Source organism: Actinoallomurus purpureus, assembly GCF_024055795.1.
Taxonomy (GTDB): domain Bacteria; phylum Actinomycetota; class Actinomycetes; order Streptosporangiales; family Streptosporangiaceae; genus Actinoallomurus; species Actinoallomurus purpureus.
In genome coordinates this window covers 46,752-71,866 of sequence record NZ_JAMXMY010000010.1, presented here as the reverse complement: position 1 = coordinate 71,866, position 25,115 = coordinate 46,752, and the positions used below count along the sequence as shown (strand labels likewise).

Genomic DNA, 25,115 nt, shown 5'->3' with positions numbered 1-25,115 from the left:
GGTCGGAGGCGTTTCGGCACCGCCGTACCGGTTGCCCGGAGCCGCATACCGGATCCCGGTCGGACCCCGTAGTCTCGTCTCAACGGACGATCGAATGAGGAGAACACCGTGGAACCCGGTGGCCAGCCGAATATTCAGCAGATGCTGCAGCAGGCGCAGCGCATGCAGGAGCAGTTCATGGGCCTGCAACGCGAACTCGCCGAGACGGAGATCCAGGGCACCGCCGGCGGCGGGTTGGTCACCGCGACGGTCAACGGGCAGAGCGAGGTCGTCAAGATCGTCATTGATCCTGCCGCGATCGACCCCGAGGACCCGGCGGACACCGCGGAGACCATCGCCGACCTGGTGCTCGCGGCGATTCACAACGCGGGAGAAGAGGCCCAGAAGCTCGCGCAGGAGAAGATGGGACCATTGACTGAGGGATTGGGCGGCGGCCTGGGCGGCGGATTGGGTCTGCCCGGTCTGTGACCCGGGGCGGCGGGCCTCGGCCCGCCACCTCCCCGTGAACCGGCCGTGCCACGGCCGCCGGACACCCTTCGATCGGGAGGTCTCGAAGAGCGTCCGGAGACGTTCCCCATGGCCGCCGAGCGCCGCCTGGGGAACGTCCACCCGACGGTCCGGCGGCCGGGCCGCCGGAAACGGCCTCCAGGAGAACGCCCACTGAAGACAGCGCTCCCGGTGAGCGCGTCGACGAGGAGAAGGGAGGGACCGTGTACGAAGGGGTTGTCCAGAACCTCATCGACGAGTTGGGCAGGCTGCCCGGTGTCGGGCCGAAGAGCGCACAGCGGATCGCCTTCCACCTGCTCGCCGCGGATCCCGCCGACGTCACGCGGCTGACCGAGGCGCTGAGGGAAGTCAAGGACAAGGTCCGGTTCTGCAGCGTCTGCGGAAACGTCGCCGAGGCCGAGCAGTGCCGGATCTGCCGCGACGCTCGCCGCGACATGCATGTGATCTGCGTGGTCGAGGAGCCGAAGGACGTCGTCGCGATCGAGAAGACGCGTGAGTTCCGCGGCCGCTACCACGTGCTCGGCGGAGCGATCAGCCCGATCGAGGGCGTCGGCCCGGAGAATCTGCGGATCCGGGAGCTCATGCAGCGTCTCGCCGACGGCGAGGTCACCGAGCTGATCCTCGCCACCGATCCCAATCTCGAAGGCGAGGCGACCGCCACTTATCTTGCCCGGCTCGTTAAACCCATGGGTCTCACCGTCACCCGGTTGGCCAGCGGACTGCCGGTGGGAGGCGACCTGGAATACGCCGACGAGGTCACGCTCGGTCGCGCGTTTGAAGGACGGAGACTACTCGATGTCTGAGAACAGCAAGTCTGAGCACAGCTGGATGACGCTCGCCGACCGCGTGGCGAAGCACGCCGAGAACTACCTGACCGGCCTGAACGCCGTCGCGCGCGGTGAGGCCGGGGGGCACACGGTGCCGCTGCTGCTGCTGGAGGTGTCGCAGATCGCGCTGGCCGGGGCGCAGCTCGGTGCCAGCACGGACGTGATCCTGCCGGACAACTGGGAACCGGACGTCGGGGAGGATCCGGACCTCGACACGGTCCGCCAGGGGCTGGCCGAGCGGCTGACCGACGTCGACGAGTACGCCGAGGTGTTCGACCCGTACAAGGACGCCGAGACCACGGCGTACCGCCTGTCGGACGACCTTGTCGACGTGGCCAGCGACCTGGTGCACGGCCTCCGTCACTATGACGCCGACCGCAAGCTCGAGGCGCTGTGGTGGTGGCAGTACAGCTACTTCAACCACTGGGGCAACCACGCCGGCGCGGCTCTGCGGGCGCTGTACGCGGTCTCGGCGAGTGCGCGGCTCGACGTCCTGGAGGAACCGGTCGCCGGCTGACGCACGGCGTTTCGGGAGGGACAGGAGGCCGTGAGCGCGGTCCTTTCCGCGCCGAGTGCGGCGGCGAGCGCCCGCCCTTTCCGCGCCGAGTGCGGGTGGCCACCGCGAAAGACCATCGTCTCGGTGGGGTCGGGCGCGGATGCCGCGGAAGGTTTCCGGAGTGTTATGCGACTTTCGGGAAATCTCGCATAGCGGACTAATTTCGCTGGGTGTTGCGCTGACCTCGGTAGACTCGGGCTTCGACTGCCTGTTCCCGATCCGAGGAGTGCACACGCGTGGCCCTTGTCGTGCAGAAGTACGGTGGCTCCTCCGTCGCCGACGCTGAGAGCATCAAGCGCGTCGCCCAGCGCATCGTCTCCACGAAACGGGACGGAAACGACGTCGTCGTCGCCGTGTCCGCCATGGGTGACACGACGGACGAGTTGCTCGATCTCGCCAACCAGGTAAGCCCCCTGCCTCCCGCCCGTGAGCTGGACATGCTGCTCACCTCGGGTGAGCGGATCTCCATGGCGCTGCTCGCCATGGCCATCGCCAACCTCGGCTACGAGGCGCGGTCGTTCACCGGCTCCCAGGCCGGTGTGATCACGGACGGCACGCACGGCAAGGCGCGCATCATCGACGTGACGCCCGGCCGTCTCCGCGACGCGATCGACGAGGGCTCGATCGCGATCGTCGCCGGGTTCCAGGGTGTGTCCCAGGACACCAAGGACATCACGACGCTCGGCCGGGGCGGCACCGACACGACCGCGGTCGCGCTGGCCGCCGCGCTCGGGGCGGACGTCTGCGAGATCTATACCGACGTCGACGGCGTCTTCACCGCCGACCCGCGGATCGTGCCCGCGGCGCGCCGCATCCCGGAGATCTCCTACGAGGAGATGATGGAGATGGCGGCGTGCGGTGCCAAGATCCTGCACCTGCGCAGCGTCGAGTACGCCCGGCGGTACGGCATGCCGATTCACGTGCGCTCGTCGTTCAGCCACAAGACCGGCACCTGGGTCAAGAACAGCATCGAGGGAAGCCAGATGGAACAAGCGATCATCTCCGGCGTCGCGCATGACCGGAGCGAGGCGAAGATCACGGTCGTCGGGGTGCCCGACAAGGTGGGCGAGGCGGCGAAGATCTTCTCCACGCTGGCCGACACCGAGATCAACATCGACATGATCGTGCAGAACGTCTCGGCCGCGGCCACCAACCGCACGGACATCTCCTTCACCCTGCCGCGCACGGACGGGCAGGCGGCGATCAAGGCCCTCAACAAGATCAAGGAGCAGATCGGGTTCGACTCGCTCCGGTACGACGACCAGATCGGCAAGGTCTCGCTGATCGGCGCGGGCATGCGCTCCCACCCCGGCGTGACCGCCAAGTTCTTCGGCTCGATCGCCGACGCGGGCGTCAACATCGAGATGATCTCCACCTCGGAGATCCGGATCTCGGTGGTCGTCGACCAGGACGACGTCGACGCCGCCGTCACCGCCGCCCACCGGGCGTTCGACCTGGACGCCGACCAGGTGGAGGCCGTCGTCTACGGAGGTAGCGGCCGATGAGTCGTAAGCCCACGCTCGCCCTCGTCGGTGCCACCGGTGCGGTCGGCACCGTCATGCGGGAGATCGTCTCCTCCCGCGAGGACGTCTACGGCGAGATCCGTCTCGTCGCATCCGCCCGTTCCGCCGGCAAGCGGCTTCCGGTACGCGGCGAGGAGCTCGTCGTCCAGGAGCTGACGCCCGAGGTGTTCGACGGCGTCGACATCGCCATGTTCGATGTTCCGGACGAGGTGTCGAAGGTCTGGGTGCCGGTCGCCGCCGAGCGCGGCGCGGTGGTCGTGGACAAGTCCGGCGCGTTCCGGATGGAGCCCGACGTGCCGCTCGTCGTGCCCGAGGTGAACCCCGAGGCCGTACACAACCGGCCGCGGAACATCATCTCCACGCCGAACTGCACCACCCTGTCGATGATGGCCGCGATGGGCGCGCTGCACGAGGAATTCGCCCTGGACTCGCTCGTCGTCGCCTCCTACCAGGCGGTGTCCGGCGCGGGTGTGGCCGGCTCGGAGCGGCTGTACGCCGAGATCGAGGCGGTCGCCGGCGACCGTACGCTCGGCCAGACCGCCGGCGACGTGCGCAAGGCGATCCAGAACCGCCTCGGCGAGACCGAGTCGCCGTTCCCGGCGCCGATGGCGCTCAACGTCGTGCCGTGGGCGGGCTCGCTCAAGGACGGCGGCTGGGCGTCGGAGGAGCTCAAGCTCCGCAACGAGTCCCGGAAGATCCTCGGCATCCCCGACCTGAAGGTCTCCGCCACCTGCGTACGGGTGCCGGTGATCACCACGCACTCGCTGGCCGTCCACGCGACCTTCGAGCGGCCGGTCACGGTGGAGGGTGCCCGCTCGATCCTGGACGCCGCCCCGACCGTCGTGCTCATGGACGACCCGGCGAACGGCGTCTTCCCGACGCCCGCCGACGTCGTCGGCACGGACCCGACGTACGTCGGCCGGATCCGCCAGGCGATCGACTTCCCCAACACGCTCGACCTGTTCGTCTGCGGCGACAACCTGCGCAAGGGCGCCGCGTTGAACGCCGCGGAGATCGCCGAGCTGGTGGCCGCGGAGTTCACCGCCTGATCATCGGCGGCGGAGGTCCCGGCGGTGCACCGCACCGCCGGGACTCGGGGACCGCCGGCCGGTGCCGTCGGCCGAGCGCCTGCCGGGAGGCCCCGGGGCAGGACACCGCCCGCCCCGAGGCCTCACTTCAGGGTCGCTCATGTTTCACGGGAAACCCTCAGTCGTCATCGTCAGGGTCGATCAACCCGGAAACGACATCAGCGTGCCTGCGGTCGGTCCTGGTCCCGGCGGCCCGGGGCACGCCCGCCGACCGCAGGGCTCCGCGCCTTGGCCCGTGCCTGTCGTCACCGCGCCCGGTCTCCGCCTTGTCCGCGCCATGCGGCGTTCCCGGCTTGTCGGCGCCATGCGGCATCCCTGGCTTGTCGGCGCCATGCGACGTCCCTGGCTTGGCCGCGCCGGGAGACGCCCCAGGCTTGGCCGCGCCATGCGGCGTTCCCGGCTTGTCCACGCCAGGCGGTGTGCCCGGCTTGTCCGCGCCGAGAGACGTCCCCGGCTTGTCCACGCCAGGCGGTGTGCCCGGCTTGTCCGCGCCGGTGCCGGTCACGGCCCTGTCGTCGTCGCCACTGATGTCCGGGTCGCCGCCGCCCCCCATCAGAGCCTTATCGTCCCCGCCCCCCGTCATCGGCTTGTCGTCCCCGCGCCCGGTCATCGGCTTGTCCTCGCCGCGTCCGATGCTCGGCTTGTCGTCTCCCGGCCCGGCCGGCGGCTTGACGCCCTTGTGCTCGGGCAGTGAGTCCGGAACGCCGCCGAAGGTGATGTCCCAGTGGGACCCCTCGCGGGCGAACGTCACGGGCCCAGGCCCGCGGTATTGCGTCGAACCGTCACCCCGCGTCGGGACACGCTCGAAGTGGCGCGGGATGTAGTGGTCGAGGCACCGGTTGGGCAGGACATCGAGCTTGTAGCCGGCGTGGTGGCTGTAGCGGCCCACCGCGTGCCCCGCCTCCGTGCCGCCGGAGACGGTCAGATGACAGCGGCTGGCCTGCTTCAGCGCCAGCAGCCCGCTGAAGGTCGCTGCCCGCAGCCCCTCGAACGAGGTGCAGTGCGGGTTGCCGCGCCGGGTGCAGTGCCCGGAGGAGAACCAGCGGATCCCCTCGGCCCGGAACAGCGCCCCGGCCAGCCGCTGGTGCAGCAGATCGGGCGATGACGCCGGAGTGTGGGTGCGCGCCATCGCTGAACCGGCCATTAACGTGCAGAACCCCGTGGCGCAGCCGACGATCACGGCAGTGCGTATCGACATGAAGCCCTCCCGTACTGTCGCATTCGCCAGTCGCAGCATTGATCGCGTCGGGCGCGACACTCCGGCAGGCGACGCGCCGCTTTCCCGAATCCACACCGACTTCTGGCGCGTCGATGACGGACGCGGATGGTCGGCGGGGGGCCGTACAGTGTCGGCTGTGGCCGCACCGACCAAGTCCGAGCAGACGAGAGAGCTGATCGCCAAGACCGCCCTGCGGCTGTTCCGCGAGCGTGGCTACGAGGCCACGACGATGCGGGCGATCGCCGCCGAGGCCGGTGTGTCCGTCGGCAACGCGTACTACTACTTCTCCTCGAAGGAAGAGCTGATCCAGCTCTACTACGAGCACTCCCAGGAGGACCACACCGAGGCGTGCCAGGCGATCCTGGCCCGGGAGCGGGAGTTCCGGGCGCGCCTGCTCGGCGTCGTGCGCGCCCGCATCGACACGCTGCAGCCGTACAAGGAGTTCGCCGGGAAGTTCTTCAAGTACGCGGCCGAGCCGACGAGTCCGCTCAGCCCGTTCAGCGCCGAGTCGGCGCCGGTCCGCGAGGCCGCGGTGGCCGTCTACCGCGAGGTCGTGGAGGGGTCCACCCTGAAGACCGACGCGGAGATCCGCGCGGACCTGCCGGAGCTGCTGTGGCTCTACTCCATGGGCGTGATCCTGCACTGGGTGTACGACAGTTCGCCGGGCGCCGCGAAGACCTACCGGCTCGTCGAGCGCACGGTCCCGCTGATCGATCGTCTCGTCGGCCTCGCGCGGGTGCCCGGCATGCGGGGGATCGTCCGCGAGGCCCTGTCCACGTACCGCGACCTGCGGAAGTAAGCCGTAGGGCGCCCTCGCCGTGAAGGCCGGCCGGGGTCACCGCGTGACTCCGGCCGGCCTGCGGCTCACGTCATGTCGAGGTGCTTGCGGGCGAAGTCGATCGTCGCCGCCATCTGCCGGATGCGCTCCTCCACCACGAGGGAGCCGTGCCCGGCGTCGTACCGGTAGACCTCGTGCTCCTTGCCCAGCTCGCGGAGCCGGGCCAGGTAGTTGTCGATCTGGCGGATCGGGCAGCGCGGGTCGTTCTCCCCGGCCATGACCAGCACCGGGGCGGTGACCTGCTCGACGTACGTGATCGGGGAGGACGCCGTGTAGCGTTCGGGGACGTCGGCCGGCGAGCCGCCGAACAGCGACCGGTCGAACGCCTGCAGCGCCTCCATCTCGTCCTCGTACGCGGCGACGTAGTCGGCCACGGGGACGATGCCGATCGCGACGGACCAGTCGTCCGGGTGCGTCCCGATGCCGAGCAGGGTGATGAACCCGCCCCAGGACCCGCCGGTCAGCACGAGCCGCCGCGGGTCGGCGAGGCCGGAGGAGACCGCCCAGTCGCGGACGGCCTTGATGTCCTCGAGCTCGGTCAGCCCGGGACGGCCCTCGATGGCGTCGCGCCAGGTGCTTCCGTAGCCGGTGGACCCCCGGTAGTTGACGCGGACGACGGCGAAGCCGTGATCCACCCAGGCGGCGGCGTCCGGGGAGAAGGAGTCGGCGTCGTAGGCGGTCGGCCCGCCGTGGACGTCGAAGACCGTCGGGTACGGGCCCGCGCCGGCCGGTTTGGAGACCAGGGCGTGGATGTCGCCGCCCGGGCCGGTCACCCAGGCGTCCTCCACCGGGACGGACTCGGGCGCGGACGGGCCCGGCGCCGTGAGCACGACCGCGCCGGACGTGGACCGGATGACGGGTGGGGACGCCGACGACGACCAGGCGAACTCGACCGTGCCGTCCGGGCGGGCGGCCGCGCCGCCGATCACTCCGCGCGGCGTGTCGATCTTCGTCGGCTCGCCGCTCGTCAGGTCGTAGCGGTACAGCTCGTCGCGCGCGTGGTGGGAGTGCGAGACGAGCAGCGCGGACCCGTCGGGGTACCAGTCGGCGCCGATCTCCCCGGGCAGGTCTAGCGTGATCTCCTGGACCTCCCCGGTCAGCGGATGCCAGATCAGCGGCTCCGGCTTGCCACGGCGCTCGTGCTCGACGAGGAACCGCTGATCGCCGGGGACCGGCGAGAACGACAACCCGTTCAGCCCCTTGCCCGGGCCGTCCCACAGGTCGGCGACGACCTCGCCGTCCGGCAGGACGACCCGCAGCGCCATGTGCCGGCTGTCGCCGTGCTCACTGTGGTTGATCGCGACGAGCGACTCGTCCTGGGCCAGGTCGATCACGTACGCGTCCTCGGCGTGCGTGTAGAGGACGTACGGGTCGGTTCCCGGAGGGCACATGTGGATCGTCGTGCAGCCCTCCGTGGACCGGCCGACGACGGACAGTCCGCTGGACGCCACGGAGAGCCCGGCCGGGTAGGAGGGTTCCAGCGCGGGCACGGCGGGTTCGTCCGGACCGCCGCCGAACGGCTGGCGCTTCCACACGCCGAACTCGTTGCCGTCGCTGTCGGAGAACCACCAGATCCACTCACCGGTCGGTTCGATGCCGCCGGTCCAGGTGCCGTTCGGCCGGTCGGTGACCTGCCGGCGGTCGCCCGTCGTACGGTCCCAGGCGTAGAGCTCCCAGGTCCCCGTGGCGTTCGAGCGGTACACCGAGCGGTGCGGCGCGTCATGCGCCCAGCCGGGCAGGCTCACCCGGGCGGCCCGGAAACGGGCCTTCCAGAGTTCGTCGTCAACCATGTGTCAAGTGTGTCAGTCCGTGGCCGCGCCCGACGGCAGAGACCGCAGACGCATCTGCGCCGACTTGGTGCCGTACGCCCAGTCGAGCATCTTCGCCGCGTCGGTGAACCGGCGGTTCGTGTCGGTGGTCGTGCTGTTCAGGACGAGACCGTAGAGGGTGCGGCCACCGCGCTTGGAAGCGAACAGCAGGCAGTACCCGGCGCCGTTCGTGTGGCCGGTCTTGATGCCGATGGTGCCGCTGTAGGAGCCGAGGAGCAGGTTCGTGTTGGTCCACTTGTAGGCGTGGTGCCCGCTCGTCTTCGACAGCGAGTACGTCTTGCGGGCCACGACCGTACGGAAATTCGAGCTGGTCATGGCCTTCTTGGCCAGCTTCATCAGGTTGCTCGGCGTGGAGTACCCCTCCTTGTGCGAGGAGGTCGGCAGCCCGTCGAACGTACGGAAGTAGGTGCTCGTCATGCCGAGCGACTTGGCGGTCTTGTTCATCTTGGCGACGAACTTCGTGGGGCCGGGGCCGTACACGTCGGCGAGGGCGTACGCCGCGTCGCAGCCGGAGGGCAGCATCATGGCGTTCAGCAGCTGCCGGGCCGTGACCTTGTCACCGGTCTTGAGCCCGGCGGAGCTGGCGTCGTTGCCCGTGACGTAGTCGACGTACTTCTTCTTGACGGTGATCGTGCGGTCGAGGTTGCCGGCCTGGATCACGAGGAGCGCGGTCATGACCTTGGTCATGCTGCCGATGGGGCGTTTGGTCGTGGTGGCCCTGCCCCACAGCTTCTTGCCCTTGCCGGCGTCGTAGAGGTACGCGCCCTTGGCGTAGACGCCGGACGGCGCGGATGCCTGGGTGGTGGCCGAGGAGGAGACGAGGCCGGCCTTCGTGTCGGCGGCGGGGCCGGCGGTGGCGGCGAGGGCGTTCGGGGCGGTCAGCGGGAGTGAGCCGATGAGGGTGCCCGCGACAGTTGCGGCGACCAGGCGCGCGCTGGAACGCATGAATACTCCTGGGAATGATGGGGGGAGTAAGCATGCTCGCAGTTGATCAATTCGGACGCAAGCGCCTCTGAGGGGCATTCGGGCCGGTTCTGGTCACACAGGGAACGAACGTCGCAGACCGAGTCCGGGGAACGTTCGTCCGCGTGCGGGGGGACGCCGGGGAGGGCCCTGGCCGGGCGACGGACCACCGGGATGTTCCTGGCCGTTCCAGATCTGATCGGGACGTTCGGCGGCGCACGCCGTACCGTTGAAGGGTGACGCCGAGACCCTCGACAGACCTCGCCCTCAGGCCGGCCGGCGCCGGCGACGAGGAGGTCACACACGGATATCCCCCTCCCGTCCGGCCGGTGGGGAGCACCGTGGTCGCGTACTGCGGCGCGGTCATGACGGTGCGCGGAGAGTCCTCGTCCGCGCCTCCCCCGGACACCTGCGAGGAATGCGCCAAGATCTGGCGTCGCCGCCGGCGCCGCTCCCGCTGACGCCGGAGCCCGCCGCGTACGGGCATCCTGGGACCCATGGAATCCGAACTCACACTGATGGCCGTGCACGCGCACCCGGACGACGAGGTGCTCAGTACCGGTGGGATCTTCGCGCAGTACGCCGAGGAGGGCATCCGGACCGTCCTGGTGACCTGTACCAACGGTGAGCAGGGCGACGCCCCGGGCGGGATCAAGCCCGGGCAGCCGGGCCACGACCCGGCGGAGGTGAGCCGCCTCCGGCTCGCCGAGCTGCGCGAGTCCGCCGCCCACCTGGCGATCGGCCACGTCGAACTACTCGGCTATCCCGACTCCGGAATGGCCGGGTGGGACGCCAACGCCGACGCCGCCGTCTTCAGCAACGTGCCGGTCGAGCGGGCGGCCGCGCGCCTGAGCGAGCTCATGGAGAAGTACCGGCCGCAGGTGGTCGTCACCTACGACGAGAACGGCGGGTACGGACACCCCGACCACATCCAGGCGCACCGCATCGCGATCGCCGCGGCCGAGGCGACGGGCATCCCGCGCAAGCTCTACGAGACCGCCGTGTCCCGGGCCCGGATCGCCGAGATGATGGAGTACCTGCGGAGCACCGGCGCGGACATGGGCGACTTCGAGCTCCCCGACGACTTCGGCACCCCCGACGAGGAGATCACCACAGTGGTGGACGTCTCCGCGTACTTCGAACGCAAGCGCAAGGCCCTGGAGGCGCACGCCAGCCAGGGCGACAGCATCTTCCTGCTGCGGATGCCCGAGGAGGCCCAGCTTCGGGCGCTCGGCCACGAGGCCTTCGTCCGGCGCCTCAGCACCGTCACCGCGCCCGGCCAGGAGGACGACCTGTTCGCCGGCCTCCGCTGAGACCCTCGGTCAGAAGCGATCCGTACCCGGGCGTCCGCGCCATGGCGCCCGGGTACGGATCACGTGTATCAACGGCGTGTCACTTGCCGCCCAGGATCGCGACCCGCGCGCCGTGCTTCTTGCCCTGGAACACCTGCACCGTGAGCTGCTTCAGCCTCATCGGGATGGCGAACGTGACGTCGGCCGTGGCCTTGACGGTGAAGGGCTTGGTCTTGGCCTGGTGCGCGGCGTTGACGTAGGTGAAGACCACCGTGATGGCGCCCTTGTGCGTCTTCTTGTTGTAGGTCTTGTTGACGGCGTTCCATTTCACCGTCGTCCACGCGGTGACCTTCGCGGTTCCGGTCACCGTCTGGAGGTGGACGACCTTCCCGTGGACCTTCTTCACGGCGGGGCCATAGGCCGTGAAGTGGCCCGGCTTCGGCTTGGGAGGAACGATACCGGCGGAGGCGGTGCCCGCGGCTCCGGCCAGGGCCACACCGGCCACGGCGGTCGCGACGATCGCCTTACGGAGGAGTGCCATGACGAGTCTCCTTAACGAGGGGGGATATCGTGCCGCTTCTCGACCGACGGCGAGCGGAAACTACCAACAAAAAAGTTCTTGATGGAAGATCTGCCGACGGAATTAGGACGCCTTTCCCGTTGTGAATGGCGGAGATTGATGTGCGGGACTCTGTCGATTCCGCGACCCATGTGCTAAGGGACTGCGTTCTTCGCCATGCGGGCTCGGCGTCCGCGCGCCGAGCTCTGTGCGGCGTTTTTCCCCTCGTGTGACCAAAGTCCGGGATGTTAGGTTCTGCTGGCCACTGTCTGATCATGGGAGCGCGCCGCGTTGTCGCTGCACAGCCTGCTGGGTCCCCTCCTGGAGCCCGCCATCACCCTCGGCGGTACGCCCACGACCTGGGCGGAGGTCCTCGGCTTCGCCACCGGTGTGGTCAACGTCTGGCTCGTCGTACGGCAGAACATCGCCAACTGGCCGATCGGCATCGCCAACGTCGTCCTGCTCGGCCTGATCTTCGTGGACGGCGGCCTGTACGCCGACGCGGGGCTGCAGGTCGTGTACGTCGTGCTGCAGGCGTGGGGCTGGTGGGAGTGGCTGTACGGCGGGCGGGATCGCGGTGAACGGGTCGTCCAGCGCACGTCCGGCACCGAGTGGGCCGGGCTCGCGGTCGCCGGGATCGCCGCCACCGGCCTGCTGACGTGGGCGCTCAGCGCCTGGACCGACTCGAACGTCCCCTTCTGGGACGCGCTGACCACCGCGATCTCGCTGGCCGCGACGTACGGTCAGAGCCGCAAACTGCTCGAGTCGTGGTGGCTGTGGATCGCCGCCGACCTGATCTACATCCCGCTGTACGCCTACAAGCACCTCTACCTGACCAGCGCCCTCTACGTCGTCTTCCTGGCGCTGTGCGTCGCCGGGCTGCTCGCCTGGCGGAAGGACTGGGCGGGCCGGCGGGCGGCGTCCGTCCTGGTGGCCCCATGACGTACCGGCACGGGCTGGTGATCGGCAAGTTCTATCCCCCGCACGCCGGCCACCACCATCTGATCGACACCGCGGCGGACGCCTGCGAGCGCGTGACCGTCGTGGTGGCCGCCTCGACCGCGGAGAGCATCCCCCTGGCCCTGCGCACGGCCTGGCTCCGGGAGCGGCACCCGCAGCCGCACGTCGAGATCGTCCCGGTCGTCGACGACGTCGAGGTGGACTACGACTCCGACGCGATCTGGGCGGCGCACGTCGCGGCGTTCCGGGCCGGCCTGAGCGCGGCGTCCGGGCACGGCGTCGGCGCGCTCGGCCTGCCCCCGGTCGACGCGGTGTTCAGCTCCGAGGAGTACGGCCCCGAACTGGCACGGCGGTTCGCCGCCGCGCACGTTCCCGTCGATCCGCCGCGCGGCCGGTTCCCGGTGAGCGGCACCGCCGTCCGGAGCGACCCCGTCGCCTGCCGGCCGTGGCTCTCGCCCGCCGTACGCGCGTATCTGACCCGGCGCGTCGTCCTCGTCGGCGCGGAGTCCTCGGGCACCACCACGCTCAGCCGCGCCCTCGCCGCGCACTACTCCGCCCGCGGCGGCGTGTGGGCGTCGACCCGCTGGGTCCCGGAGTACGGCCGCCTGTACTGCGAGGAGAAGCTGGCCGTCGCCCGGCGCACCGACCCCAACGTGTGGATCGGCGACCTCGCCTGGTCGTCGGAGGAGTTCACCCTGATCGCCGAGCGGCACCTCGCCCTGGAGGACGCCGCCGCCCGCTCCGGCTCGCCCCTGCTGATCTGTGACACCGACGCCTTCGCCACCTCCCTGTGGCACGAGCGCTACCTCGGCGCCCTCTCGCCCGATGTCGAGCGCCTCCACGCCCGCGCCCGCCACGACCTGTGGATCCTCACGGACACCGCCGGCGTGCCCTTCGAACAGGACGGCTGGCGCGACGGTGAGTCGATCCGGGAGCGGATGTCGGCGCGGTTCCGCGAAGAACTCGACCGGCGCGGCCTCCCGTACATCGTCGTGACCGGAACCCACGAGGAACGCCTCACCACCGCCGTCACCGAGATCGACTCCCTCCTGGAAAAGGGCTGGACGTTCTCCGACCCGTTGTAGTGCCCAGGTCCTGGTGAGGATTGGGTCTGGAGCACCAACTCGGGCGTACGGCACGAACGGCCATCGAATCGTGACCACTCCGTATGCGCTGGTCGGCTACGCTCCGGTCACACCCGGCCACACCTTCGTCGGAGACGCCGCATGTACAGCTACTACCTGTTCGAGGAGTCGGCCGTCGCGGGAAGCGGCGGCCGCGGACACCTGCGGACCTTCACCGACCTGCCCGGTCTGCGGCACGCCGTCGCCGGCTTCCTCCGCACCGGCTGGAGCCCGCACTCCGGCGGCACCCTCGCCATCCGCGTCTACCAGCGGGGCGAGGAGGTGTCGGCGCGCGACCTGTACCCGTTCGTCGGGCTGAAGCTCCCCGGGCTGACGGAGATCACCTGGGACTCCGAGCGGCGGGTCCACGGCGGGGAGCCCGAGCCGGTGGGCGCCTACGCGCTCCTCGCGACGCCGGACGGCGCGGAGCGCGTCCGGGTGCTGCCGGCCGAAGAGATCGTGGCGCCCGCGGAGCACCGGTCACTCGAGGTCCGCGTCGACTGGGCGGGGATCGACCTGCCGGCGCTCATCCCGCCTTTGCTGCCCGAAGGGACGGACGTCCTCCTCGGTGACCGTGAGTTGGCCCACGGCAGCATCGATCTCCGCTGACCACCGCCCGCCCTTGAGAACCCACGTTCCCGAGCCGCGTCATCGGCGGCGCGCAGGGGATCGCGGCCTTCCGCCCGCCCGGGCCTCGTCGGCCAGGCCGTTCAGGAGGATGGCGAGACCCCGGTGGAACTCCTCGTCCAACGTGATCCCCGCGGCCTGCCGCGCCGTCTCGGCCAGGAGCGGGAAATCGTCGCCCGGCAGTGCCGCCATCGTCCGCGTGCCCGTACCGGACAGCGGGCCGAGGTGCTCCAGCTGGATCGCCCCGATGAGGTAGCCGAGCAGGCCGCGCAGGGCGATGACGCGCCGCTCGCCGTCGATCCCCGCCTCGGTCAGGATGCCGAGGACGGACTCCGCCCAGTGGCGGCTGCTCGGAGAACTCTGGCGGTGGGTCAGCATCAGCGGCACCACCTGGGGATGGGCGCCGACGGCGCCACGGACGCGCTCGACCATGGTCGCGAGCCGTTCCCGCCACGATGAGCCGGCCGGGGGTGTGGTGTCGACCGCGCCGAGCACGCGTTCGACGACCAGTCCCTCGAGCTGCTCGCGGTCGTCGACGTAGCGGTACAGGGACATCGTCCCCATGCCGAGCTCCTTTGCGACCGCGCGCATCGTCAGGGCGGCGAGCCCGTCGCGGTCGATGACCGCGAGCGCCGCCGCCGCGATCTGAGTGTCGGTGAGTGAGCGTGGACGTGGCATGGTCCTGACAGCGTACAAGGTACGCCTACCCGTGTTAGCGTATGTTGTACGCCTACAGGGAAGGTGACGTGATGGCCGCGCACGGCGATCTCCACAGGCCCCACCCCGGCACCGTGATCGGGGGCCGCGAGTTCACCCCCGTCTCCGGGCCGCCGATCCGTGTCCCGGAGCCCGGACGCCTCGTCCACTTGCAGTTCCGCCGCTTCGCGGGCTGCCCGGTGTGCAATCTCCACCTACGGTCGATCGTGCGGCGCCATGCCGAGATCGAGGCGGCCGGCATCCGCGAGGTCGTCGTATTCCACTCGCCCGCCGACGAACTGCGGGAGCACACCGCCGACCTGCCGTTCGCCGTCATCGCCGACCCGGACAAGCGGCTGTACGTCGAGTTCGGCGTCGAATCGGCGCGGCGGGCGCTCCTGCACCCGCGTGCCTGGATCCCGATCCTCCGGGCGGTCCTGCGCAGCACGTGGGCCATCATCCGCAGGCGCGAGCACGGCCCCGCGGCCAACCCGCACGGCGGACGCTTCGGCCTGCCCGCCGACTTTCTGATCGCCGAGGACGGCCGCGTGCTGGCCTGCAAGTACGGCGAGCACGTCTACGACCAGTGGTCCGTCGACGAACTGCTCGCCCAGGCCTCCCGCAGCCCGCGCCCGGCGGCCCAGGACCGGTGACCAAGCCGCGTCGCGGAGCGGCGGTGCGGACCCGTCTGCACACAAACGCACGGTCGATCTCGCGTTCGGCCAGGTCACGGTGATCGAGAACATCACTTTGTGTGTGGTCGGCGCGGGCGGCCGTACGACGTGATCGACGACGAGAAGCCGCTGCCCGTGCCGCACGGGGAAAGGACCGAGACGGCAGGCCATGGACGGACAGTTCTTAAATCCTCGCCATACGTCTCCATTGTCGGGGCCTTGCCCGGAGCGGGAAGGATCCAGATCATGAGCCTTCCAACCGGCGGTCCGGGACGGCGAACGCTACTGGCAGGCTCCGTGTCCCTTGCCACGGCGTATCTCGCCGGTTGCTCGTCGGACGAGGCGGTGAACATGGCGGCGCCCACGCCTACGACAGGAGCGTCTCCGGGCTCGCCGAAGGCCGCCTACGAACGGCTGATGAACGGCAACAGACGCTGGGTGACCGGCGCACTTCAGCATCCTGACCGCGATCCCGCACGCCGCGAGTTGCTGGCTGCCAAGCAGCAACCCTACGGAGTGGTGTTGTCGTGCATCGATTCCCGGGTCCCGCCCGAGCTCGTCTTCGACACGGGGTTGGGTGATCTGTACGTGATGCGTACCGGCGGGCAGGCCGTGGGGCCGGTGGTCACCGGATCCGTCGAGTACGGGCCGATGACCAGCGGCACCCCCCTGATCGTCGTACTCGGTCACCAACGGTGCGGCGCGGTCTCCGCCGCGTACAAGTCCCTCCGGGAAGGCAAGCCGCTGCCGGGCAACCTGCAGGCGATCGTGCAGGCTCTGCGCTCGGCATACGAACAGGCCGCAAGGGAGCGCAGCGCAGACCCCGTCGACGCGATGACCAGAGCCCAGGTGAAGCTGACCGCGGATGCCCTACGCGGCAATCACGACCTCGCGCCGTTGGTGAGCAAAGGGACCCTGGCCGTGGTCAGCGCGTACTACTCCCTGGACACCGGCCAGGTCGAAGTCCTGAACGGCGCCCCCGCCTGAGCGCCGATTCCAGACCAGCGGTTCATTGGACAACGGCCGCACCACTGCAGATAATCGGCAAGCCTTCACTACATATTCCCCCGGAGCAGACCCATGCGCTCACGCATGCTCGCCGCAAGCGCGGCCGCCGTATTGATACCAGCTGCGACCACTTTCCTGAGCGGAATGCCCGCAGCCGAAGCCTCGACGATCTGCCACCAGGGAGCGATCAAGGCGTCGTGGAGCAACTCATTCCCCACGGCACACCGTCCCGGGCAGTCCGTCACGGTGCGAACCACCTTGTACAACAAGACCGGCACCACACTCCGTGGTCTGTTCTTCGACTACAGCATCGGGGTCCCGCCCAATCACAATCACTGGGGGCCGACCCCTACCGTCAGTTGGCGGTGGGGACACGGAAGCTGGCACCGGTTCGGGTTGTCGCGCAATAACTCCAGCCCGCAGCACGACTGGTACAGCGAGGACCACACCCTCGGAGCCCTGTACGCCCACAAGTCCAAGACACTGCAGTTCAAGGTTGCTTTTCACAAGGGCGACCCGACAGGCACTTACTCGGGAATCGCAATGATCGGCGCGCGCGCAACCTGTGGCATCACGCTGCTCGCAGTGGCCGGAAACCTGGGACCCGCATACCGGCCATGAACACTCATGATGTCCGCGCGCCGGTGTAGGACCTGGCGGACGAACCGGGCCCGGGCGTTCTGGGTCGGCGCCCGGCTCGCATAGATCGCCGGAAGCTCGTACTCGCAGCGTTGGCAATCACCAGCGATCACAGGGAATCGACCGCTTCACGGCTGAATCGGGGTCGATTGGTCTCTCTGTCAATGCGTGAAGACGCTTACGTCTCCGGGCTCGGTCTCGAGCACCTCGCGGTCGAATATCAGCAGGCCGAGCAGGAACAGCCCGCCCGCGAGGAGCAAGCCGACCACGATCAGGACGGGGACGAACGCCGTCGCGGGCGTCACCAGGAAAAACAGTGAGGCGACTGACCACACCAGCGCGCCGATCGCGACCGGCAGCTCGAAGCGCCCGAGGTCGAACGCGCCTTTCTTGCGACCTAGTCGTCTGCGCACCGCCAGGTAGAGGGTAACCGTCAAGCCGTAGATGATCGCCGGGAGGATCGTCGAGGCTGTGATCAGCTCCAGCAGTGCGGCACCCGGCAGCGCGACCATCAGGAAGCCCCCCACGACGAAGATCAGGATCGTCGCCGGGACTGGCGTATGCGTGCGCGGGTCGACCCGCCGCATCAGCCGGTGGGCAGGGAAGCGTGAGTCGCGTGACATCGCGAACACGATCCGCGAGCACGCGGCCATTATCACCATCCCGGCGCCGAAGAACGCGAACGTGATCGCGACCAGCAGCGTCCTCTCCATCACCGGACCGAGCTGATCGCGCATGATCGCGGCGACCGGCGCACCGCTCGCGCTGATCCGGGCGATATCGTCGATCGCGACGGTGAGCGAGATCAGGAACAGCAGTCCCAGCAGTCCGGCCGCCACGACCGACCCCACGATCGCGCGCGGGACGCTGCGATAGGGATCCTTGGCCTCCTCGGCCAGGTTCGCCGCGGCGTCGAAGCCGACAAGCGTAGCGAGGCCCGCGATCATCGCGAGCATCAACCCGCCGCCGACGGCGAAATAGCCGTGGGCGTTCTCGGTGACACCGCGCGAGGTGAGGTTGTCGACTGCGCCGTTGCCCGTGATCGCCACAGCGATGATGAGCGCGATCGACACCACCACGACGAGCACCAGTTCGAGCCCCACCGCGCTCCCGTTGATCATGCTGACGATGCGGGTCGAGGCCACTGCGAGCAAGGCCTGGATGAGCAGCACCACGAGCGTGATCAGGCGCGCGGTGCCCTCATCCGGCTTGATGCCGGCGAGCGGCATGAATGCCTGGCTCGCAAGCGCATTGTCGACCGCCACCACGGCGATCGCCAGATAGCAGAAGGTCAGCCAACCGAACCCCCAGCCGATCTTCGGGTTGGTCAGTCGCGAGGCCCATTGATAGGAGGACCCGCTGAGCGGGATGCGGGCCGCGAACTGCGCGACCACCAACGCCACCAGGACCTGCCCTACCGCCGCGATGACCCAAAGCCAGATCCCGACCGGCCCTGCGTTACGGAGCACGTCGTCATATGTCGAGAAGATGCCGACCGCCACCGAGATGAACGCGAACGAGATCGCGAACACCTGAAAGGAGCCGAGCGTCCGTTTCAGCTCTTGCTGGTAGCCCCCGAGATCGACGGAACTCTCGCCGGCCTGCCCACCCGCCGCAGCTTCCCTCACCTCAGCCACCCCGCCTTTCCCTAGGTGGGGGGGCTGCACCAACTCTACCAACGGGCTCCTTGTGCGCTTTGGGATCTGTCTGGTGCGTGGGCCCTCGCCGCAAGGGCGGCTTCCCCTGCAAGGTCACCAAGGTCGGCCGTAACCACCGCGTCTCGGTTGCCGACCTGCGTCGCGCCAAGCGCCGGCGGATCGTGGACGGACAGTTCTTGATGGCTGAAATCACGTGCCATTGGATGTCGTCGTTGTCGTCACAACTGTCGTCAGACGGGACGCGCAGGGAATCCGAGAACAGGCTGACCCGGAGCACAGGGCAGGCCAGCGACCCGGGACCTTCCGATCTGTAGCCGAAAGTAACCCTTCGTTCCGAGATGAGTGGAGGCAACATCAAGCCTCGGAGCGCATCATCGAGGGCACGATCGGCCTCTACGAGATGGGTCGTCTCGATACGATAGACGCCGAAGCCTCATCATGGTCATCCTGGGGGAACCGTTCGTATGCAAACCCATGCTCTAGAGCTCTGGGAGCGCCTGCTCGTCCGGGACATGCTCAGCGCGAAGCTCAACTCTCTACACGGCGAGGGCTTAGAGGAGTTCTTCCTGGACCTCATGTGCCAGCGCGACCCCGGATTCTTCGATGTCCGCACTCGCGGCAGTCTCGGAGATCGTGGAGCGGACGGGCTGATGATCGACGATCGAAATCTGTTCGCCTGCTACGGGCCGCAGACCGTCGATGAAAGGGAGGTGACCAAGAAGATAAACGGGGACTTGGCCAGCGCTCTGCGGCAGCGTCCTGGCGCCTTCGATATCTTCACCTTTGTACACTCCGACCGGCGCGGTATGGACCCAATTGTCTCAATTGCCCTGACTGAGGCCAAGAAGTCCTTTCCCGATCTCGCCTTCGCGAACTTCGGTTATCGACGCTTCCTCTACGAGATCTTCAGACTCGAACGACACCAGATCGAAGACCTGCTGGGGTGCCAATTCCCTGCAAAGAAGGTCGTTACCGGCGTCGCGTTGCGAGACGTGCGGCCTTTGCTGGAACACCTGGCCAAGGAGCGCAAGCCACACTTCGGGCTCGGGCCGATCCCCGTGCCGTCCCATCAGAAGATGGAGTTCAATGCGTTCTCGCCGGACGCTATGACCCAGATGACCCACGCGATGGCCTACGTGCCGTGTGTCGAGACCTACTACGCCAACGTCGTCGATCCGGTCGAGCGCGACGATGTTGCGGCAGGGTTCCGTGAGTACTACCTGATGCTGGCAGACCTCCACGACGACCCGGATCAGATCCTGGAGGATCTGGTCTTCCACATTCTCGGCAACGAGGCGAAGGGCTTCGCTGCGTCCTTGAACGCGCTCGTGGTCCTGATGTACTTCTTTGGGGAGTGTGACATCTTCAAAGTGCCGCCCCCGTCCGTCCCCACCGTGCCTGAGTCGAGAGTGAGTCCATGATCGTTCCCACGAAGGGGGTCGCGCCCCAACGAGCGCTGCTCGCTGTGGGGGCGCAGATCATCCTCGCCACGGGTACGCAGCCCGTCACCGTCACACAGGCCTGGCGGCGGCTACTGACCTGGCGAGAGGAACACAACCATCAAGCGCCCGTGTCTTTCTGGTGGTTCGCATTGGCGCTCGACGTGCTGTACGCCATGGGCTTGGTCGACTTGGACGACCGCAACGAGCTCCTGATGTTCCGCCCTCGGCCAGATGCTACGTAGCCTCGGGGCCGACGACGAGCGGTTCAAGACCCTCCGGTTCCGAGCGGGCCTGAATCTCCTTGTCGCCGACCGCACCCACCGCTCCGCCGACACCGATAGCCGCAACGGCGCCGGCAAGTCGAGTATGGTCGAGCTCCTGCACTACCTCCTGGGAGCCAACACCCAGAAGAAATCGCTATGGAGCCATGAGGCTCTCGCCAACCATCGTTTCCGGTTGGTCATGGACTGGCCTGGGCAGAGCGAACCCATCACGATTGAACGTCGGCCAGCCTCATCGAAGGTCTACCTTCAGCCCGACGTGTCACGGCGCGCGGACACTGGTCTGTTCGGCGAGCAGTTCGCAGCGGAGATCACCCTCAAAGACTGGCAGTGGACCATCGCACGGGATCTCTACCGGGTGCCCTCACCGGAGTCACCGGTCAGCGGCCGAACCTTGACGTCATTTGCGATCCGCCGCGTCGACGCGGGCGGTTTCCTAAATCCTACGAGCACCTTCTCTGGGCAATCACCCCACGAGGCAATGATCTGCCTTAGCTACCTGTTCGGCCTCGACGTCGGTCTTGCCATCGAATATCGGACTCTATCCCAACAGGACGCGACCCGTAGGAAACTCGTTGAGGCTGCCAAAGACCCTGTGTGGGGCAAGATCGTCGGCCGCTCGGCTGAGCTTCGCGGCGAGATTAGTGCTGTCGAACAACGCATCACCGAACTCCGTCGGCAAATCGAGCAGTTTCAGGTTGTGCCGGGCTATGAGGACCTCCGCCGCGAAGCCGATGCGCTCGACCGCCAAATCCGCGAACTCCGCGACCTTGACGAAGTCGAACGCCACAACCTCCAGCAGATGCGGCGCGCGACAACCGACGCTGCAGAACCCGACGACCACTATCTCGAACAGGCATTTCAGCAGCTTAACGTTGTCCTGGGCGGCGAGGTAAGGCATCGGTTTGACGAAGTGCGTGCCTTCCATCAGACCGTCGTTCGCAACCGCGAAAAGCAACTCAGAGAAGAAACCGACCGCGTCGAACGGCGACTGGCCGAACGTGAACGCGAACGCGAAGGCCTTGGGCAACGCCTCGCCTCACTTCTGCAAACTTTGAATGAAGGCGGCGCGCTCGACGCCCTAACCTCGCTCCAATCCGTCCTCGCGAGAGAACAGGCAACACTAGAAGCCTTGAGGAACCGCTTCCAAGCCGCACAGACCTTGGAGGCCAGCCGACGCGAGATCGAAAGCCGACGATTGGCCCTGGAATCGGTAATGGCCGACGACCTAGACGATCGATCAGAGATCACCTCCGATGCCAGCCGCCTGTTCAACATCTTCGCTCGTCAACTGTACGGCCCATCCCACAACCCCTACCTGACGTTCGAGGCTCGCAAACAACGCCTCGACATCGAAGCCAAGATCGACGCAGACGGAAGCCGCGGCATCCACAACATGGTTATCTTCTGCTTCGATCTCACGACTGCGGTGATCGCTCACCGCAACGGCCGTGGCCCGGATTTCCTCGTTCACGACAGCCACCTCTACGACGGAGTTGACGAGCGCCAAATCGCCGCCGCTCTGCAACTCGCCGCAGACGTTATGCGAGACGAGGGTATGCAGTACATCGTCACGATGAACTCCGATGACCTACGTAAAGCTGAGGATAAGGGCTTCGATTCCAGTCCCTACGTGATCGAACCGCTCCTTACAGACCAGCTCGACGGGGGCCTCTTTGGTTTCCGATTTTAGATCAAGCCAGTCAACCACCGGCAGAGTATGCCTGGGCGACCGGCGATTGTCGCAGGCCTGAGTACCGGGAGCCTCAAGGCAGCGATCGCTCCAACCACGGCGGCCGGCGACCACCCACGGCGATTGTCTTGTGCGTCCGTCGCCGGAATGAGCCCCGCTGTCCCTACGGCTCAGCTGATCTATCCTTATCGTCGGATGTTGTGTAGACAAGCGAAGATCGCACGAGTGCTCCAGCAACACTTCGACTGCGTCCACGGACGTGGTGTACGCGTTTCGCCAGGTGTTTCTGTAGTTCGCGCCGTACGGCATTGAAAAGGGCACTCCGTGATCGGAAGTGGCCCTTGACCTTGGTTGGGTTGGCGGGATTTGAACCCACGACCTCTTCGTCCAGAACACGGCACCAGGGCAGAATCGGCCACCTGATCCCCCGGCGGGGCGGTCTCTGCGTGGGCGGTCGTGAGGTACTGCCTGCGTTTCGGCAGCGCCGGTGTCGCCGGGCTTAGGGCGTGGTGGTCGCGGTGCGGTAGAACTCGGCTGCGGTGACGCTGACGGGGACGCCGAGTTCGGCGGCGACCGCGGTGATCGCGGTGGCGCCGACGGTGAGGTCGGCTTGGCCGTCGGTGGTGAAGTACGGTGCGATGAACGTCTCGTAGTGGGCTCGGGCTTCTTCTGTGGTGTGTCGGCCGAGGAACGTCTGGATGTGCCGCACCGTGGTGTCGGGTTCGTTGTGGATCACCTGCAGGGCGCGCCGGTGGGCTCGTACGACGGCCTGGACGGCGGGGTCGTCCGGGTGGACGTAGGTGGGGTCGACGGCCACGCCTACGGTGGGGATCTGGAAGTGGTCGCCGACCCAGGCCAGCACCTGCCAGCCGTGCTCGGCGGCTATCGCCTCCGGTGCCATGGTGCTGCCGACCAGGGCGGCGTCGATCCTGCCGTCGTGCAGCCCGCGCAGGTCCATGCCGTAGTCGCCGGGCGGGCGGACGATGGTGTGGACGTCTCGGTCCGGGTCGAGGCCGACCCGGCGCAGCACGATCCGGGTGAAGCACCCGGGTGCGGTGTGGGGGGCGTGTACCGCCAGCCGTCGGCCGGCCAAGTCGGCCAGCGAGGTCAGGCCGGGGCGGGCGAGGAACCAGAACAGCGGGCGGTGGGTGTTGACATTGAGTGCGACCCAGGGGGTGTCATCGGCCAGTCGGGACAGCAGTGCCCGGCCGAGTCCGATGGTGGCGCCGTGGCGCAGCCGCTCCTCGTCCCAGGTGCAGCCGTCGCGCAGCGCGACGTGGACGCCCTCGTCGGCGTAGTAGTCCTGCTGGTCGGCGATGTAGGCGACGATTTCCTCGTGCAGGCCCCGCCCGACGTAGGCGAGATCGATCGTGTACATGAACGTTTTCCTTGATCGTGTCCACCGCCATGCGCCCGCGCGTGCCGTGGGCCCGGCAGCTGCGGCCCATGATGCCGAGGTGACGGTGTGCCGGATGTGGTCCGGCCGTCGGCCGGACCGGGACGGTATGGCCCCGTGTGCGCAGGACAGCGGGGCGTCAGTACATGGACATCCCGCCGTTGACCGCGGCCGTGGTGCCGGTCATGAAGGCGTTGTCCTCGCTGGCGTAGAAGGCGACCGCTTGGGCGACGTCGCCCGGGTGTGCCAGGCGGCCCAGGGGGGTAGCGGCCACCTGCCGCTGCTTGTGCTCCTCGTCGAACACAGCCGCCATGCGGGTGTCCTCCACCGGGCCGGGCTCGACGACGTTGACCGTGATGCCCCGCGGGCCCAGTTCCTGGGCGAGGTACCGGGCGAACTGCACAAGTGCGGCCTTGGCCGTGCCCAGTGCGATCATGCCCTCCCGGGGCTGGTGGCTGAGGCCGGTACCGAGATAGATGATGCGTCCCCAGCCCTGTTCGGCCATGGCGGGCAGGACGGCTTTGGTGACCGCGAACGCCGCACGCATCTCGTCGTCGAGCTTGCCGCCCAGTTCTTCCCACGTCATGTCCTGGAACGGCTTGATCACATACGGGGTGAGCGCGTTGTGCACGAGCACGTCGATGCCACCCCATGCAGCCCGGACCTGCTCGATCATGCTCTCGACCGCCGCTGCCTCGCGCACGTCGGCCTGCACGGCCATGGCCTGGCCGCCTGCGGCCTCGATGCCGGCCACGACCTCCTCGGCCGCCGTGCCGCTGCGGAGATAGTTGACCACCACGCGCATCCCTCGCGTGGCCAGAAGGCGCGCGGTGGCCGCACCGATTCCGCTGCTGGCCCCTGTCACCAATGCCACCCTGCCGGTTGTCCCAGTCACGGGACCACCTCCTGCTCATTCCCGCGGGCCGTCGGGATGACCGCCCGGAGCCGTTCACCGTCGATGCCGGGGTGTGCTGAGCGGATCGCCCCGTAGAGCACGGTGTCGCCGGTCGCCCGCAGCAGATCGGCCCCGGTCCAGTCGGGTTCGCGCGGCGACTGCGAGGTGAGCAGCCACTCCAACGCGCCGCGGGTGATCTCGCTCAGCAGTTCGGGCGGCGCCGGCAGCAGTCCCCGCCGGTGCCCGTCCCGGAACAGCTCGTCGAGCCGCCGGTACCGCGTCCACACGCTGCTCCACGTACTGGCGCAGCATCGCCTCGCCCCGCCGGGTCGCGAGCTGAGCCGCGCCGATCCGCCCGAGCTCACTGCCCGCCGCGATCAGGAACCGGTGTACCCGCACACCGAACGGCTGCCCTTATGCGTCCTCGGCCGCCACTTCCAGCGTACGCTCCACCGCCGCGAACTGCCGATCGAGCACCGCGGTCAGCAGGCTGCGCGTCCGACGGCGTCGGCCCCGCTGACATCGGCCCGCTCGCGACCTACCTATTGCACATGGCGGAGCACGGCGAGGACCTCGCGAAGCTGGCGATTGCCGCGATCGACGCGACCGGATCACACGCCCTCCAGGCCACAGAGGACGGCGTGGCCGTACAGATCAACCTCGGGCATGCCGCCCACCTGCTCGACGCGGCCGTTCGCCGGAATGGCGGCGCACCGGCTGCGGAAGCTGAACGCCGGAACGGTTTGACCGCAGCGGCCCTGGGTGCGGAGAGGAAGCCGCCCTGGGGCCCTGCCCTCTACCCCGCGCGCAGTCGTCAAATC

At 68.3% G+C, this 25,115-nt stretch carries 26 protein-coding genes; 17 read left to right on the top strand and 9 right to left on the bottom strand.

Annotated elements, in window-relative coordinates; all coding sequences use genetic code 11:
• Nucleotides 1-108 precede the first annotated feature (108 nt).
• From NE236_RS19565 to NE236_RS19545, 5 genes are all read left to right on the top strand, one after another.
• Complete coding sequence (locus NE236_RS19565) at nt 109-468, top strand: YbaB/EbfC family nucleoid-associated protein (RefSeq protein WP_252843468.1); 360 nt, start codon at nt 109-111, stop codon at nt 466-468.
• Nucleotides 469-710: 242 nt separating this feature from the next.
• Nucleotides 711-1,310 (top strand): recombination mediator RecR, encoded by a 600-nt coding sequence (recR, locus tag NE236_RS19560; RefSeq protein ID WP_252843467.1) that lies wholly within the window; start codon nt 711-713, stop codon nt 1,308-1,310.
• The gene (locus NE236_RS19555; RefSeq protein WP_252843466.1) at nt 1,303-1,851 is read left to right on the top strand and encodes a DUF5063 domain-containing protein; all 549 of its coding nucleotides are present in this window, start codon (nt 1,303-1,305) and stop codon (nt 1,849-1,851) included. Before recR ends, NE236_RS19555 begins: the two co-directional genes overlap by 8 nt.
• Nucleotides 1,852-2,126: 275 nt before the next feature.
• The gene (locus NE236_RS19550) at nt 2,127-3,395 is read left to right on the top strand and encodes an aspartate kinase (protein WP_252843465.1); all 1,269 of its coding nucleotides are present in this window, start codon (nt 2,127-2,129) and stop codon (nt 3,393-3,395) included.
• On the top strand, nt 3,392-4,462 hold the full coding sequence (locus NE236_RS19545; RefSeq protein WP_252843464.1) for an aspartate-semialdehyde dehydrogenase: 1,071 nt from the start codon (nt 3,392-3,394) through the stop codon (nt 4,460-4,462). Before NE236_RS19550 ends, NE236_RS19545 begins: the two co-directional genes overlap by 4 nt.
• Nucleotides 4,463-4,619: 157 nt before the next feature.
• Here NE236_RS19545 and NE236_RS19540 read toward each other — a convergent pair whose 3' ends face one another.
• Entirely contained in the window at nt 4,620-5,699 is a 1,080-nt protein-coding gene (locus tag NE236_RS19540; RefSeq protein ID WP_252843462.1) for a hypothetical protein, read from the bottom strand.
• Between the two features lie 157 nt (nt 5,700-5,856).
• On the opposite strand from NE236_RS19540, the gene NE236_RS19535 reads away from it, so the two are divergent.
• Entirely contained in the window at nt 5,857-6,519 is a 663-nt protein-coding gene (locus NE236_RS19535; protein ID WP_252843460.1) for a TetR/AcrR family transcriptional regulator, read from the top strand.
• 65 nt (nt 6,520-6,584) lie between these two features.
• Here NE236_RS19535 and NE236_RS19530 read toward each other — a convergent pair whose 3' ends face one another.
• A complete protein-coding gene (locus NE236_RS19530; protein ID WP_252843459.1) occupies nt 6,585-8,348 on the bottom strand; it encodes a S9 family peptidase in 1,764 nt (587 codons plus the stop codon).
• Between the two features lie 12 nt (nt 8,349-8,360).
• Nucleotides 8,361-9,332, bottom strand: coding sequence for a D-alanyl-D-alanine carboxypeptidase family protein (locus NE236_RS19525; protein WP_252843458.1), 972 nt, complete (start codon nt 9,330-9,332; stop codon nt 8,361-8,363).
• A gap of 254 nt (nt 9,333-9,586) precedes the next feature.
• Between NE236_RS19525 and NE236_RS19520 the strand changes: the two genes are divergently transcribed.
• Both NE236_RS19520 and NE236_RS19515 read left to right on the top strand, forming a co-directional pair.
• A complete protein-coding gene (locus NE236_RS19520; RefSeq protein WP_252843457.1) occupies nt 9,587-9,811 on the top strand; it encodes a hypothetical protein in 225 nt (74 codons plus the stop codon).
• Between the two features lie 36 nt (nt 9,812-9,847).
• Nucleotides 9,848-10,663, top strand: a complete 816-nt coding sequence (locus tag NE236_RS19515; protein WP_252843456.1) for a PIG-L family deacetylase — start codon at nt 9,848-9,850, stop codon at nt 10,661-10,663.
• A gap of 79 nt (nt 10,664-10,742) precedes the next feature.
• Here the strand turns inward: NE236_RS19515 and NE236_RS19510 are convergent, their stop codons facing one another.
• Complete coding sequence (locus tag NE236_RS19510) at nt 10,743-11,183, bottom strand: hypothetical protein (protein WP_252843455.1); 441 nt, start codon at nt 11,181-11,183, stop codon at nt 10,743-10,745.
• A gap of 309 nt (nt 11,184-11,492) precedes the next feature.
• On the opposite strand from NE236_RS19510, the gene pnuC reads away from it, so the two are divergent.
• The 3 genes from pnuC (at nt 11,493) to NE236_RS19495 (ending at nt 13,894) form a co-directional block, all read left to right on the top strand.
• Nucleotides 11,493-12,143, top strand: coding sequence for a nicotinamide riboside transporter PnuC (gene pnuC, locus NE236_RS19505; RefSeq protein ID WP_252843454.1), 651 nt, complete (start codon nt 11,493-11,495; stop codon nt 12,141-12,143).
• Nucleotides 12,140-13,246 carry an AAA family ATPase gene (locus NE236_RS19500; RefSeq protein ID WP_252843453.1) on the top strand — a complete coding sequence of 369 codons (1,107 nt, stop codon included), beginning with the start codon at nt 12,140-12,142 and terminating at the stop codon, nt 13,244-13,246. The genes pnuC and NE236_RS19500 overlap by 4 nt, the downstream gene beginning before the upstream one ends.
• Before the next feature lie 141 nt (nt 13,247-13,387).
• A complete protein-coding gene (locus NE236_RS19495; RefSeq protein WP_252843452.1) occupies nt 13,388-13,894 on the top strand; it encodes a hypothetical protein in 507 nt (168 codons plus the stop codon).
• Between the two features lie 39 nt (nt 13,895-13,933).
• On the opposite strand, the gene NE236_RS19490 is transcribed toward NE236_RS19495, so the two are convergent.
• Nucleotides 13,934-14,590: a TetR/AcrR family transcriptional regulator gene (locus tag NE236_RS19490; RefSeq protein ID WP_252843451.1), complete on the bottom strand. Its 657-nt coding sequence runs from the start codon at nt 14,588-14,590 to the stop codon at nt 13,934-13,936.
• Nucleotides 14,591-14,661: 71 nt separating this feature from the next.
• On the opposite strand from NE236_RS19490, the gene NE236_RS19485 reads away from it, so the two are divergent.
• The 3 genes from NE236_RS19485 (at nt 14,662) to NE236_RS19475 (ending at nt 16,911) form a co-directional block, all read left to right on the top strand.
• Nucleotides 14,662-15,261, top strand: coding sequence for a peroxiredoxin-like family protein (locus NE236_RS19485; protein WP_252843450.1), 600 nt, complete (start codon nt 14,662-14,664; stop codon nt 15,259-15,261).
• Nucleotides 15,262-15,390: 129 nt separating this feature from the next.
• Nucleotides 15,391-16,269 (top strand): carbonic anhydrase, encoded by an 879-nt coding sequence (locus tag NE236_RS44540; protein ID WP_252843449.1) that lies wholly within the window; start codon nt 15,391-15,393, stop codon nt 16,267-16,269.
• Between the two features lie 93 nt (nt 16,270-16,362).
• A complete protein-coding gene (locus NE236_RS19475; protein WP_252843448.1) occupies nt 16,363-16,911 on the top strand; it encodes a hypothetical protein in 549 nt (182 codons plus the stop codon).
• Between the two features lie 179 nt (nt 16,912-17,090).
• On the opposite strand, the gene NE236_RS19470 is transcribed toward NE236_RS19475, so the two are convergent.
• A complete protein-coding gene (locus NE236_RS19470) occupies nt 17,091-18,566 on the bottom strand; it encodes an APC family permease (RefSeq protein ID WP_252843447.1) in 1,476 nt (491 codons plus the stop codon).
• A gap of 485 nt (nt 18,567-19,051) precedes the next feature.
• On the opposite strand from NE236_RS19470, the gene NE236_RS19465 reads away from it, so the two are divergent.
• From NE236_RS19465 to NE236_RS19455, 3 genes are read left to right on the top strand one after another with little or no spacing between them, the layout of a single operon-like run.
• Nucleotides 19,052-20,008: an ABC-three component system protein gene (locus tag NE236_RS19465; RefSeq protein ID WP_252843446.1), complete on the top strand. Its 957-nt coding sequence runs from the start codon at nt 19,052-19,054 to the stop codon at nt 20,006-20,008.
• The gene (locus NE236_RS19460) at nt 20,005-20,271 is read left to right on the top strand and encodes an ABC-three component system middle component 6 (protein ID WP_252843445.1); all 267 of its coding nucleotides are present in this window, start codon (nt 20,005-20,007) and stop codon (nt 20,269-20,271) included. The genes NE236_RS19465 and NE236_RS19460 overlap by 4 nt, the downstream gene beginning before the upstream one ends.
• Entirely contained in the window at nt 20,261-22,003 is a 1,743-nt protein-coding gene (locus NE236_RS19455; protein WP_252843444.1) for an ABC-three component system protein, read from the top strand. The genes NE236_RS19460 and NE236_RS19455 overlap by 11 nt, the downstream gene beginning before the upstream one ends.
• 499 nt (nt 22,004-22,502) lie before the next feature.
• Here NE236_RS19455 and NE236_RS19450 read toward each other — a convergent pair whose 3' ends face one another.
• From NE236_RS19450 to NE236_RS19440, 3 genes are all read right to left on the bottom strand, one after another.
• Entirely contained in the window at nt 22,503-23,381 is an 879-nt protein-coding gene (locus NE236_RS19450) for an ABC transporter substrate-binding protein (protein ID WP_252843443.1), read from the bottom strand.
• A gap of 157 nt (nt 23,382-23,538) precedes the next feature.
• Nucleotides 23,539-24,294: an SDR family NAD(P)-dependent oxidoreductase gene (locus NE236_RS19445; RefSeq protein WP_252843442.1), complete on the bottom strand. Its 756-nt coding sequence runs from the start codon at nt 24,292-24,294 to the stop codon at nt 23,539-23,541.
• Nucleotides 24,291-24,581, bottom strand: a complete 291-nt coding sequence (locus tag NE236_RS19440) for a hypothetical protein (protein WP_252843441.1) — start codon at nt 24,579-24,581, stop codon at nt 24,291-24,293. Before NE236_RS19440 ends, NE236_RS19445 begins: the two co-directional genes overlap by 4 nt.
• Nucleotides 24,582-25,115: the final 534 nt, after the last annotated feature.

What these genes read in the sequence shown, in the direction of transcription:
- NE236_RS19555 (WP_252843466.1), top strand. Translation starts at nt 1,303, where the DNA reads ATGTCTGAGAACAGCAAGTCTGAGCACAGCTGGATGACGCTCGCCGAC.
- NE236_RS19545 (WP_252843464.1), top strand. Translation starts at nt 3,392, where the DNA reads ATGAGTCGTAAGCCCACGCTCGCCCTCGTCGGTGCCACCGGTGCGGTC.
- NE236_RS19540 (WP_252843462.1), bottom strand. Translation starts at nt 5,699, where the DNA reads ATGTCGATACGCACTGCCGTGATCGTCGGCTGCGCCACGGGGTTCTGC.
- NE236_RS19530 (WP_252843459.1), bottom strand. Translation starts at nt 8,348, where the DNA reads ATGGTTGACGACGAACTCTGGAAGGCCCGTTTCCGGGCCGCCCGGGTG.
- NE236_RS19525 (WP_252843458.1), bottom strand. Translation starts at nt 9,332, where the DNA reads ATGCGTTCCAGCGCGCGCCTGGTCGCCGCAACTGTCGCGGGCACCCTC.
- NE236_RS19515 (WP_252843456.1), top strand. Translation starts at nt 9,848, where the DNA reads ATGGAATCCGAACTCACACTGATGGCCGTGCACGCGCACCCGGACGAC.
- NE236_RS19510 (WP_252843455.1), bottom strand. Translation starts at nt 11,183, where the DNA reads ATGGCACTCCTCCGTAAGGCGATCGTCGCGACCGCCGTGGCCGGTGTG.
- NE236_RS19500 (WP_252843453.1), top strand. Translation starts at nt 12,140, where the DNA reads ATGACGTACCGGCACGGGCTGGTGATCGGCAAGTTCTATCCCCCGCAC.
- NE236_RS19495 (WP_252843452.1), top strand. Translation starts at nt 13,388, where the DNA reads ATGTACAGCTACTACCTGTTCGAGGAGTCGGCCGTCGCGGGAAGCGGC.
- NE236_RS19490 (WP_252843451.1), bottom strand. Translation starts at nt 14,590, where the DNA reads ATGCCACGTCCACGCTCACTCACCGACACTCAGATCGCGGCGGCGGCG.
- NE236_RS19485 (WP_252843450.1), top strand. Translation starts at nt 14,662, where the DNA reads ATGGCCGCGCACGGCGATCTCCACAGGCCCCACCCCGGCACCGTGATC.
- NE236_RS19475 (WP_252843448.1), top strand. Translation starts at nt 16,363, where the DNA reads ATGCGCTCACGCATGCTCGCCGCAAGCGCGGCCGCCGTATTGATACCA.
- NE236_RS19465 (WP_252843446.1), top strand. Translation starts at nt 19,052, where the DNA reads ATGCAAACCCATGCTCTAGAGCTCTGGGAGCGCCTGCTCGTCCGGGAC.
- NE236_RS19460 (WP_252843445.1), top strand. Translation starts at nt 20,005, where the DNA reads ATGATCGTTCCCACGAAGGGGGTCGCGCCCCAACGAGCGCTGCTCGCT.
- NE236_RS19455 (WP_252843444.1), top strand. Translation starts at nt 20,261, where the DNA reads ATGCTACGTAGCCTCGGGGCCGACGACGAGCGGTTCAAGACCCTCCGG.
- NE236_RS19450 (WP_252843443.1), bottom strand. Translation starts at nt 23,381, where the DNA reads ATGTACACGATCGATCTCGCCTACGTCGGGCGGGGCCTGCACGAGGAA.